Origin of the sequence: Paenibacillus albidus, from assembly GCF_014644435.1 — a bacterium.
GTDB lineage: Bacteria > Bacillota > Bacilli > Paenibacillales > Paenibacillaceae > Paenibacillus_AQ > Paenibacillus_AQ albidus.
Genome location: NZ_BMKR01000019.1, coordinates 113,342 through 125,589, shown reverse-complemented (window position 1 = coordinate 125,589; position 12,248 = coordinate 113,342). Strand labels below are relative to the sequence as shown.

8 protein-coding genes are annotated in these 12,248 nt (G+C 48.9%); all 8 read right to left on the bottom strand.

Going from position 1 to position 12,248, the window contains the following annotated elements:
* Window positions 1-230: 230 nt before the first annotated feature.
* The 8 genes from IEY53_RS20710 to pflB all read right to left on the bottom strand — a co-directional run bounded on the left by IEY53_RS20710 (window position 231) and on the right by pflB (window position 12,020).
* Window positions 231-2,477, bottom strand: coding sequence for a stalk domain-containing protein (locus IEY53_RS20710; protein WP_189028346.1), 2,247 nt, complete (start codon window positions 2,475-2,477; stop codon window positions 231-233).
* A 263-nt stretch (window positions 2,478-2,740) separates the two neighbouring features.
* Window positions 2,741-3,529 (bottom strand): response regulator transcription factor, encoded by a 789-nt coding sequence (locus tag IEY53_RS20705; RefSeq protein ID WP_189028344.1) that lies wholly within the window; start codon window positions 3,527-3,529, stop codon window positions 2,741-2,743.
* Window positions 3,507-5,363 carry a cache domain-containing sensor histidine kinase gene (locus IEY53_RS20700; protein WP_189028342.1) on the bottom strand — a complete coding sequence of 619 codons (1,857 nt, stop codon included), beginning with the start codon at window positions 5,361-5,363 and terminating at the stop codon, window positions 3,507-3,509. The genes IEY53_RS20705 and IEY53_RS20700 overlap by 23 nt, the downstream gene beginning before the upstream one ends.
* 27 nt (window positions 5,364-5,390) lie before the next feature.
* On the bottom strand, window positions 5,391-6,221 hold the full coding sequence (locus tag IEY53_RS20695) for a carbohydrate ABC transporter permease (RefSeq protein WP_189028340.1): 831 nt from the start codon (window positions 6,219-6,221) through the stop codon (window positions 5,391-5,393).
* A 1-nt stretch (window position 6,222) separates the two neighbouring features.
* Window positions 6,223-7,107, bottom strand: a complete 885-nt coding sequence (locus IEY53_RS20690; protein ID WP_189028338.1) for a carbohydrate ABC transporter permease — start codon at window positions 7,105-7,107, stop codon at window positions 6,223-6,225.
* A gap of 98 nt (window positions 7,108-7,205) precedes the next feature.
* Window positions 7,206-8,606, bottom strand: coding sequence for an extracellular solute-binding protein (locus IEY53_RS20685; RefSeq protein ID WP_189028336.1), 1,401 nt, complete (start codon window positions 8,604-8,606; stop codon window positions 7,206-7,208).
* A gap of 206 nt (window positions 8,607-8,812) precedes the next feature.
* The gene (gene pflA, locus IEY53_RS20680) at window positions 8,813-9,550 is read right to left on the bottom strand and encodes a pyruvate formate-lyase-activating protein (RefSeq protein WP_189028334.1); all 738 of its coding nucleotides are present in this window, start codon (window positions 9,548-9,550) and stop codon (window positions 8,813-8,815) included.
* 208 nt (window positions 9,551-9,758) lie between these two features.
* Window positions 9,759-12,020, bottom strand: coding sequence for a formate C-acetyltransferase (pflB, locus tag IEY53_RS20675; protein ID WP_189028332.1), 2,262 nt, complete (start codon window positions 12,018-12,020; stop codon window positions 9,759-9,761).
* Window positions 12,021-12,248 lie beyond the last annotated feature (228 nt).

The following is a 12,248-nucleotide window of genomic DNA, read 5'->3' as shown; positions in this document are numbered from 1 at the left end:
TGTCGTATTAAACTAATTGCATATAAATAAGGCTGTCGAGACTTTCTCGACAGCCTGACCGTCCTTATAAGGACGGTAATCGTTTCAGCGAGAAATAGAAGGATAGTTTATAGCGCGAAGCATATAAATTCTTATATTTCGAAAAAGACCCGGCAGAAGTTCCTAAGCGGAATTCTGCCGGGTATGTGGCTCTAAAGTTCCAGGCAACAAGGCCCAAACTTAACTATTGATTATTTCTTAGGCGGTAGCGGAGTGAAGACGAAGTTTACCGGCAGATTGCTTCCGGAAGCGACCGAGAAGGTCAAATCCACCGCGTTCTCATATTCGCCGGTACGGTATACGACCGCATTCAGGTCTGAATTCTTCAAATTGCCTTTGTTCGGCAGATTGACAATCGTACCGTTCACCAATACGGATCCCAGGTAATTGCCCCCCCGCGGGTTGAACGTAATCAGTGTATTTGGTGCAACACGTTCTAGCCTGATCTTGTACAAGACACCAAAGTTTCCGGAATTCGAAGCCTCGGTTCCATTCATTGGATCAATGCCAATTAGATTCTTATCATAATTGTTATCGCCAAGCACCATTTTGGATTGTGTGGTTCCCACTACATCAGTGACATTGATAACGCGTGTAGAATCCGGGTACGTACCGCGGTTATGCACGCCGTCACGGTCCAGAACCGGGAGTGTCGGCAAAGCAGCCAACGGATCGGCATTTTCATCCACCATGACGACATTGTATTGAACGGGATAATCACTGAATATATCGGCACTAAGGGAAATGACTTCCTTCGGCTTCATCGCGATCTTGTTCACATCGGTCAGAATCGGTAGCGTTTGGCCGGGCTGCAGTGTTACTGAACTATTTTTTTCGTGAGTAATCATGGAGTCATAGTATTTCTGGATGGAAATTTTACCTGTATACTCCGGCGAAGTGACCGGTCCGGCAAAGCCGGAAAACTGTGTATTGATAGTATTTGCATACAAGGTATTGTTTGTAGCAAGAATATACACTTTCTTTTTACTGTTCATATTATTCATATGATGAACCAGGAAGCGCGTCGAGCCTATCGCGCTCTCACGATACAAGACACCGTTGGTATTAACGGTCTCCGGGCTGTTGCTTCGTATCAGGGTGAAAGGTTCGGAAGACAGATTGTAGGTCAGGTTAGGCAATCCGGGAATCATCCCGCCATCCATACTGATAAGATCACCCGGGGCGGTGAACAGCTTCTCTACTTCCTCCTGGGTATACAATTGCTCACTCGTAATATTGATCGTTTTCTCAAATGTGCTGCTCAGCCCCTGCTTGTCAGTCACCTTCAGTTGCAGCGAGACCGGACCGGGATTGAAGAACGCCAAAGCACGGTTGGTCCACTCTACGGTCAAGGCTTCTCCTTCAGGATCGGAGCTGAGGTCGTTGATCGTTACCGGCTCACCCATCTTGTATTCATCCTTGTCCGTGGTGAAATTGGCCACCGGCGGCTGGTTCGGCTGAATGACTTCAAAGGTCACCGAATAGGGATCACTCCAATTCCCGTTCGCATCCCCGACCGAATAAGTCACGGTATAAAATCCGGGCTGATCATAAATATCCTGCTTGTTGTCGCTCCAGCTCTCATCCACAATGGCTGTACCATTCGGCGATGAACTGGTGGTTACGAAATTAACCATGGTCTGACCGGCATAGATTTCGGTGGGCTGAACCGTAAAGGAAGCCGTTGGCTTCGTATTCAGCGTCATAATTACACGCTTCCCTACATTGTCCACGGTGTATTTAATGCCCAGCGCATAGGTAATTGAAGTCAACGGAATCATAAAGGTGCCCTTGTATTGGTAAGCCGGACCTTTCATGGTTACCTTCTGGCCATTGACGGTATAAATCTTGCTGTCCGTCTTAAAGCGCATCACGTTGGTTCCGCTGGTGACAATGGTTTCCTTGGTTTTGTAATCATAAATATATTTTACGCCTACCCGTTCTACCATAGCCCGGATCGATACGTAGGATACGCCATTCTTCACAGCCATAGGCTGGTTAGCCAGATATTCCTGGCCGTCAGCATACATTTTGTTGCTGTTGAACATCAGAATGAGCTGGCCGGAACCGGCACCAGCAGGAGTAATCGTTTGGGTTGCTCCCGGCGAAGGCTGTGCCGTTGGCCCCGTTGTAAATCCCGGTACCTGTGTAGTCATTGGTGTTGGTGTTGGTATCGGTGTTGGTGTCGGTACAGCGTTTTCCGGAAGCGGTGTTTCTGCCGGAGCTGAAGCTGCCGGGGGTGTCGCCACGCTTCCATCAGGCAGCAAAGGCGGCAGCGGATCCGTTGCCGCCGGCTGTACATTTGTTTCAGTCACAGGTGTAATCTCTGTGGCTGCTGATACCCGGGTTGTACTACCAGCTTCGGCAAAGGCCGGAACTGACGCGGCGACCTGTGATACGGCCAGCACCGCAACTAATGTTAACTTTTTCAAATTCATGGTATGACTCCTTTTGCTCCTAATTGTAAAATACAAGAAAAGTACCCGTCTTGCTTATGTCTGATACTCAACTTCTATTTCCCGCAAAAATACAGGCCGCCCTCAACAGGGCGGCAGGTTAGTTTTTGCCACGTTCTTTATAACAAAACATAATATTAGACGCAGGCCGTCTAGAAAAGTTTCATTTTATGTAAATAAAGATTAACCGGTATGTTTTTCCGTTTACAAAACGCATACAAGGAAGGCACAGTACGCCTTCCCGTTTACCCGCCGCGTTTCGCCTCCTCCCGATAAGCCTTGGGCGATACACCAACCTGCTTCTGAAACACTTTGGTGAAGTAGCGCCGTTCCTGGTAGCCTACACCGGCACCAATGACCGCGATGCTTTTATCGCTGCTTGCGAGCATGAATTTGGCCGCTTCCATCCGCTGCAGGGTCACGTATTCCACGAAGGTCATGGCGAAGCGGTTCTTGAACAGCAGGCAAAAATAGCTGCTGCTGATGCCAATCTGATTCGCCACCTCCTCAATACCGATATCCATGTTCAAATGCTCCTTAATATATTGCTGGGCCTGGCTCATCAGCTGCTCGGGCGTCTTGCGTACAGAAGGTTCGCCGGAAGCGGGGGCCTCCTGAAACAGCGGGATGCTGTTATACAGTTTATCCTTGAACTGCCGGCTGCGGATTTGGGCTCCGATCTCCCGCACCTTGTGGCCAAGCTCCTCGTAATGAATCGGCTTGCAGATATACTCCTTGACGCCCAGCCGGATCGCTTCCCGCGCGTAGTCAAATTCCTGATACCCGCTAAGCAGCAGTACCTCGCTATTTAGGCCCATCTCGCGCAGCTTGCCGATAAATGTAAGTCCATCCATCACGGGCATACGGATATCGCACAGGACCAGGTCCGGCTGCTCATCCTCGGCAATCCGCAGCGCCTCCATTCCGCTGCGGGCCATCCCGGCCACCTCCATGCCCATCTCCTGCCAGGGCAGCACCCGGTTCAGATTGTTCAGAATCGGCGCCTCATCGTCAACCAATAATACTTTTAGCATAATGATCTTCCCCCTGCTCGTATTTTGGAATGACGCATTGAATCAGGGTCCCCGCCCCGGGGCCTGAACAGATAAAGATCCCGTACCTGTCCCCGTATTCAATACGGATACGGTCGGCCACACTGCGGACACCAAGCCCGCGCCGCTCCGGATGATGCAGAGTGTTCCCGGCCAGTCCCGGCAGCTCCGGCTCTGTGTTCTCATTCACCATATACTGAAAAACCGCCAGCTGGGTTGCCGTCATCCCGATGCCGTTATCTGCAATCCGCAGAATCAGGTTTCCCCGTTCTTCCCATACGCTCACCGTCACTTTGCCTTTGTACCCGATTCCCTCGAATCCGTGCTGAATGCTGTTCTCCACCAGCGGCTGGAGCGTAAGCTTCAGAATGCCGCAGCCCAGCAGCTCATCCGGGATGTCAATCTCATAATCAAACACATCCTCAAAGCGGAATTTCTGAATATCGAGATAGTTGCGCAGATGTCTGGCTTCCTCTTCCAGCGTGATCTCATCCCGGTCCTGGATACTGATCCGCAGAATACTCGCCAGCCGGTAGACCATCTCACTGACCTTGCGCCCTTCATTCTGAACCGCCAGCACATTGATCGATTCCAGCGTATTGAACAGAAAATGCGGCTTGATCTGCGCCTGCAGCACTCGCATTTCAGCCTGATTCTTACGCCGCTGCTCGATTTGAATACGGCTGAACAGACTGCCGATGGTGTCCATTAGCTCATTGAAGCCTTTGGCCAGCAGCGTCAGCTCATCATTCCCCTTTTCTTCCACCCGCGTCGTCAGATCGCCATCCTCCACCCTGCGCATGAAGCGCACGATGACGGCAATCGCGCCGGTAATCCGATTCATGAAAAAGATGTTGAAGAACACGGCGGCCATAAGACACAGGAAGATCACAATGACGAACCAACGGGCAAAGACGGTCACTTCCCGTGACAATGAATCCCATGAGGTCACCGAGACAAGGCTCCAGGGATAATCCTTAAGGTGGTACACGGAGAGGATACTCTTTTCTCCTTCAAATTGCGTTTTGAAGCTCTGGAAGCCTGGCTTGAATGTTATATCTTTCGCCGCAGCCGTGTTGAAATCCTGCCCATCCAGCTTGCGGTCCGGATCAAACAGAATCATCCCGTCATCATTCACCAGCATAAAGGAGACATCCTGATTGCTGCCGCCAATCTTCAGGTTGCGGAAAATCGATTCAAACTCCCAGTTCTTAATCTGCACCACAAGGATACCGATATTCTCAAAAAAACTCAGTTCCTTCACCAGCCGGATTTGTGTAAACACAGGCTCCGTACCTGTCAGCTCCGGATATTCATGAGGAGCCAGCCACTTGGGCACACCATTGAGCTCCATCACCTGCCGGTACAGATCACTTTGTTTGAACTTGTCATAAGGCAGCGTACGGAAATTCTCCTTATTGAACACCGAGACAATCTCCGAGCTGCCTTTGCCGTTAAAATTGTAGAGGAATGCGTAGCTGATCGATGGATGGTTATAGAGCAAACTGCGGAAATTGCGCTGGCTTGCGTTCAGGCTGAGCTGCTCGGCGTCCGTCAAATCCTGCTTTGAAGGATCATCCGCACTCAATGCCATGTGAAACACGGAGGTGGCAATCCCGTTATCTGTCACGTTGTCCATATCCTTAAGGACATTTGAAATACTGTAGCTGATCGCTTTGAGCGAATATTCGGACTGCTGGCTGTATTTTTTCTCGATGGAGTTGTAGGTCACAAAAAACATGAACATGCCCAGAATAAACAAGGGGACGATAATCAGGCCCAAAAATGCCGTAAACAATTTGTAGCGCAAATTCATCGGCCGGTGCTCCTGACTGTGGGTGAATTATCCTTTTACGCCACCGGCGGTGACGCCTTCAATAATCTTTTCCTGCAAAATAGCGTAAATCACAATCACCGGCACCACACTGTAGACAATGCCTGCCGACATTTGCGCATAGTTCATCTGATATTGATCGCGGAATTGGACCATTCCCACCGGAAGCGTGCGCAGCTCATCATTGGACAGAAAATAATTCGCCAGTAGAAATTCATTCCAATTTCCCAGGAAATTCACAATGAATACCGTCACCATCGCGGGAACCGTCAGAGGTACAATAATCTTAGCAAAGATACCCGGTGCCTTCAAGCCATCCATGACTGCGGCTTCCTCAATCTCACGGGGCAATGACCGCATAAAAGCAGCCAGAATAATGATGGTGAATGGAATTGCATTGGCGATATAAGGAATAATCAGCGCCCAGTGGGTATTAAGGATGCCCAGCTTGCGTACAATCGTGTAAATCGGCAGCATCAGCGCATTGTTTGGGATCAGCATGCCGATCAGCACCAGCGAGAACAGCAGCGTATTCCACTTCCCTTGCCGCATCCGCGTCACCGCAAAGGCAAACATTGAAGCCAGGAGTATAGACACTACCGAGGCCAGCATCGAAATGTACAGGCTGTTGAAAAAATAAGTGCTGATCTTGGCGTTAACCCAGGCCTCCACGTAATTGGAGAAGACAAAATCCTGCGGGATGCCAAACGGGTTAAGCGCAATCGCATTATTGTCTTTTTTCACCGAGGAAAACAGCACGAACAGGAACGGAAACAAAATCACCAGCAGGTAGGACAGCAGCACAACATGCGGCAGACTTTTTTTCAGGGTGTGTGTCATATTAGTATTCAATCCTTTCATTCCGCCGGGCAATCAGCAGCTGATACAGCACGGTAACGGCCAGCGTAAACATAAAAATCAATACCGCTATCGCATTTCCGTACCCGTATTTAAAATTGGTGATCGCATATTTTATCATGTAAGTCGCCATTACCTCGGTTGATCCGGCCGGTCCGCCTTTCGTCATTACAATGACAATATCCGCCGCTTTCATCGCTCCCGCAATGGAGAGCATGATAACCACGGAAATAATCGGGACGATCAGCGGGAGCGTGATCCTTGTGGCCCGCTGGAAGCCGGTAGCGCCGTCTATGGCCGCAGCCTCATCCAGTTCACCTGGGATCGACAGAATCGCCGCCAGCACCATCACAATGTAGAATCCGGTCCACTGCCAGGCGTTCGTGATCAGAATCGAGAGCATCGCGAAACGTTCATCCGACAGCCAATACACCGGGTCGATCCCCACCACTTCAAGCAGCTTGTTGAACAATCCGATATTGGGCTCATAAATAAAACCCCAGAGGATGCCGATGACCGCCGTGGACATGATGGAAGGCATAAAGACCGCTGTTTTGTACAGTCCCTTCAGCTTCTTGACATTCGCGATCAGCAGCGAGAAAAATACAATTAACGGCACCTGCACACATACGGAGAACAGGATGAACCAGCCGTTATTTTTCACGGATATCCAGAATCTTTCATCGCCAAACGCTTTCATATAGTTGCTCAGACCCGTATATTTCACGGTCTCGGATACACCATTCCAACTGGTCAAGCTGTAATACACGGAGCTGAAAATCGGATAGATAAAAAACATTACGAACAGAATCAGGGCCGGAAGAATAAACAGGGTAAAAACCAGGGGATTTCTGAGTGCTTTATTCATGACTACCTCCGGTGGGATGTGTGGGATGTACTCGTCTTCTTTTTAAAAAATAAACCCTGGCACAAGCACCAGGGTACATTCCTTCATACTGCCGCTTCTTATTCTACAGCCGCGTTGGCTTCATCCTGCACCTTTTGCAGCACTTCAGCCATCTTTTCGGGCGTGGTCTGTCCGCCAATCAGCTTCTGAATCTGGATATTGCTGATTTCCGTAGTGACGTCAGCCTGGACCAAAGAGTCAAAGGCAGGGAACGAGGAACCGGAATCATTCAGCACCGCCACAATTTCACTCATCAGATCATCGGTGATATTCTCATTCAGCACATTCTGATCCATCTTCATTGCGGGCAATACACCGTCTTCCACCAGTCCCCGCAGCTGCATTTCTTCATTGAACAGGTTCTTGATGAACGACTTCACGGCTTCCAATTGGCGCGGGTCCTCCGCTGCGGTTGCCGAGAATCCGTACCCGTTGTTCACATCGCGCATCAGTGCCGTCTGGTCGCCAACGCCGCCTTCAACCGGCGGAATATTGAAGAAGCCTACTTTGCCAATCAACCCTTCGCCGGACTGGCCGGCCTTGAATACCGAAGACTTCCAGGTTCCGTCATACATCAGAATCGCTTCACCGCTGGTGAACTGCGTAGTATATTCTGCATATTCGAAGCCAAGTTCACCTTTCTTAAAATACCCTTTATCTTCCCATTCTTTATATTTCGCAAATCCCTTCACTACATTGGGATCGGTCCACTTGGCTTCACCTGTGGCAAATTTGGCTGTAACATCCGGTCCGGCATAACGCGACCACAAGTGATTTGCCAGCATCAGCGGTACCCAGCCTGCTTTGGAAGCCCCGGCCAGGGGAACCTTCCCGTCAGCCTTAATATCGGCCAGCTGCTGCTCCAATTCGGCAAACGTAGCCGGGGCTTTCCAGCCTTTGCCCGTATAATATTCTTTATTGTAGAAGAAGCCCTCTCCCGAACCGCCAATCGGCAAGCCATAAATTTTACCCTCATACGTAAACGGGTCCAGATTGGAGAATTTATCGCGAATGCCCAGCTCATCAAGGATGGGTGTCAGATCCAGCAGTTTGCTTTCTTTGGCATAGATTTTGGAATCGGGGCTGCCGAATAGGTCAAAGATTTCCGGAGGATTCCCGGCGGCCATCTCACCGCGCAGCTTCTCCTTACGGTTCACATCGGAATCCACACCATCCAGCTTAAAGGTTAAGCCGGGGACCTCGCTCTCTACCTTTTTAACGACATCCTCCAGAATGGCCAGCCGTTTCTGTTTATCGGCCCCCACCTGTGTATGACGAATCGTCATTTCAAAAGGTTCACTGCTGGCCGGCTCTTCTGTGGCTGCTGCATTCGTACTTTCGGCCGCACCGTTCGTATTCCCTTCACCTTTGCTGTTCGTAGTGTTGTTGCCTCCACATCCGGTCATTACAGCTGAGGTTACAAAGATCAGGGACAAAAGCAGGGTTAAGCTTTTTTTCATTGGTGGTGACCCTCCCTATATGTTAATTGCCTTTACACTCTTATTATAAAAAAGGCCCATTGTTAGCGTAAGGTTAAGATTTATCTACAATAGGGATAAAAACCTCTAATGCCGGGGTCCAGGCCCGCGTTCAATTGCATGCAACGCAAAAAAGCCGCCCTCCAGTAACAGATACGGGGAAACGGCTTTCAATAGAAATATACTTATTAGACCAACGCAGTCTGCTTGCGTCCTTCTTCAATCAGGCGGTAAGCTCGGGCAACCTCTTCTTCTGTCGGGGAAGGAACGCCGTCCAGCTCATAAGCTTTGCCAAGCATTTCCCATTTGTAGATACCCATCTGATGATAAGGCAGAATTTCAAATTTCTCCACACCGTTTAAGGTTCCAATAAAACGTCCCAGATCCAGCAAATGCTCCTCACGGTCATGAATACCCGGAACGTAGACATGGCGGACCCACATCTTGCGATTATGGTCGGACAGCCAACGGGCCAGCTTCAGCGTGCGCTCATTGGATTTACCGGTTAATTTGATATGGGCTTCATCATCGATGTGCTTCAGATCCAGCAGTACCAGGTCGGTCACATCCAGCAGATCATTGATTTTATCGCCTTCGTTATAGCCGTTGGTATCCAGCGTAGTATGCAAGTTCCAACGTTTCTTCACTTCCGTGAACAGCTGTCTCACGAAATGGGCCTGCAGCGTAGGTTCTCCGCCGGATACTGTCAATCCGCCGCCGGAAGAACGGTAATAGTTCAGATAGGGTTCGATCTCAGCCAATACTTCCTCCAGGCTCATCTCCTTGCCTTCGTTCAAGGCCCAGGTATCCGGATTGTGGCAATATTGACATTTGAGCAAGCAGCCCTGCATAAACAAAACTAAACGAATACCGGGCCCGTCGACGGTTCCAAAAGTTTCCAGAGAATGTATGTGTCCTTTAACCATCTGATGTTATCCTTTCTCCACGACTGACTTACAGCCCTTCACGAAGAAGCTTTCTGTCCTAGAGCTGTTTCTTCATTCTAATCGCGGGTACGAAATTTAAAATTTTAACAATCTTTAAACAAGAACCTACCGCCCTTGGGACAAGGGCGGTAGCTCTCCTTGCGGTTATTTATTTCTATTCAGCCCATATGCAGCTGTAGAGCTTAGCTTACATTGCACCGTGGAATGTACGGTTGATAACATCCAGTTGTTGTTCGCGGGTCAGCTTGATGAAGTTGACAGCATAACCGGATACGCGAATTGTCAATTGTGGATAGTTCTCAGGGTGTTCCATGGCATCCATCAATTGCTCGCGGGCAAATACGTTAACATTCAAGTGGTGGCCTTTGCTGGCGAAATATCCGTCAAGCATCGATACCAGGTTGGATTTACGTCCTTCTTCTTCTTTACCCAGTGCTTTAGGCACAATGGAGAACGTGTTGGAGATCCCGTCCAGGCTATCTTCGTATGGCAATTTGGCAACGGAGCTCAGGGAAGCCAAGGCGCCTTTTTTGTCACGTCCGTGCATCGGGTTAGCGCCCGGTGCGAATGGTTCGCCTTTTTTGCGTCCATCTGGTGTAGTACCAGTCTTCTTACCGTATACTACGTTGGAAGTAATCGTCAATACCGATTGTGTAGGCAATGCATCACGGTAAGCATGGTTTTTGCGGATCATGGTCATGAAAGTTTCAACCAGCTCTACAGCGATATTGTCAACAGCATCGTCGTTATTGCCGTAGCAAGGGAATTCACCTTCGATTTCAAAATCAATCGCGATGCCCTCTTCGTTACGAATAGGTTTAACCTTGGCATATTTAATTGCACTTAGGGAGTCAGCCGCTACGGACAGACCCGCGATCCCACAAGCCATGGTCCGCAGAATGTCACGGTCATGCAGTGCCATTTCGATGCGTTCGTAAGAATATTTATCGTGCATGTAGTGAATAACGTTCAAAGTGTTCATGTACAGCTTGGCAAGCCATTCCATCATCGGTTTGAATCGTTTCATTACTTCTTCGTAATCTAGAACCTCGGAAGTGATGCGCGGGAATTCAGGTGCCACTTGCACGCCGGACTTCTCATCCACACCGCCATTGATTGCATACAAGAGAGCTTTGGCCAAGTTGGCACGGGCTCCGAAGAATTGCATTTGTTTACCGATACGCATTGCGGATACGCAGCAGGCGATACCGTAATCATCGCCATAAATCGGACGCATCAGATCATCGTTCTCATATTGGATGGAGCTGGTTTCGATGGAAACCTTCGCACAATATTTCTTGAAGCCCTCAGGCAATTTCTCGGACCACAGTACAGTCAGGTTCGGTTCCGGTGCAGGTCCCAGATTGTACAGGGTATGCAGGAAACGGAAGCTGTTCTTGGTTACACGAGTTGTACCGTCAACGGACATTCCGCCGATGGATTCAGTTACCCAGGTTGGGTCGCCGGAGAACAATTCGTTGTAATCAGGTGTACGCAGGAATTTAACAATACGCAATTTCATAACGAAATGGTCAACCAGTTCTTGTGCTTGCTCTTCATTAAGAGTGCCTTCTTCAAGGTCACGTTGCACATAGATATCAAGGAACGAGGATACGCGTCCAAGGGACATTGCCGCACCGTTTTGTTCTTTGATGGCTGCCAGGTAGCCGAAGTATACCCATTGGAAAGCTTCTTTGGCAGTGTTCGCCGGCTTGGATATATCAAAGCCATGCATTTCAGCCATTTTCTTCAGCTCGCTCAGTGCGCGAATTTGTTCGGATACTTCTTCACGCAGACGAATAACAGATTCGCTCATGGAGTCTACTTCAAGGTTCTTCAGGTCTTGTTTCTTTTCTTTGATCAGGAAGTCAACCCCGTACAGTGCTACACGACGGTAGTCACCGATAATGCGGCCGCGGCCGTAAGCATCGGGAAGACCTGTGATAATACCAGCTCTGCGGGCTGCTCTCATATCATCGGTATATGCATCAAACACGCCTTGGTTATGCGTTTTGCGGATATTCGTGAACATGTCTACAATGCCTTTTGGAAGTTCGAAGCCGTAAGCGTTGCAGGCATCGATCATCATCTTGATTCCGCCAAAAGGTTGAATGGAACGTTTGAAAGGCGCATCTGTCTGAACGCCGACAATTTGTTCCTTGTCTTTGTCAATATAACCCGGGTTGTGGGATACGATAGTGGATACGGTATTCACATCCACATCAAGTACGCCGCCATTGGCAATTTCTTGCTTAGTCATTTCCGATACAAGCTTCCACAGCTCAGTCGTGTTGTGTGTTGCGCCGGCCAGGAAATCTTCCTTGCCGAGATAAGGCTTGATGTTCTTCTCAATGAAATCGTTGACGTTTACTTTTCTCGACCATTTACCTTTTGCAAAATTCCGCCATCCCGACTTAACCTCTTGTACATCTTTTTCAATCACCGACATGCTAAATCCCTCCATATATCTTTATAGTATTTGTAGAGATCGCGGGCTTGAAGGTTTATCCCGTGTCTCGTGATCCCAGGATTTGGTTGTTAATTTTTTCACAATCCATATTGTACAGTGGGATCTTTGTTATATAAACATTTTAGTTTATTTTCTATAAAAGGACTGTGACAAATATCACCTTTCCGGTGATATTTGTCACTTCCATTTTCAATACTGATTCACTCT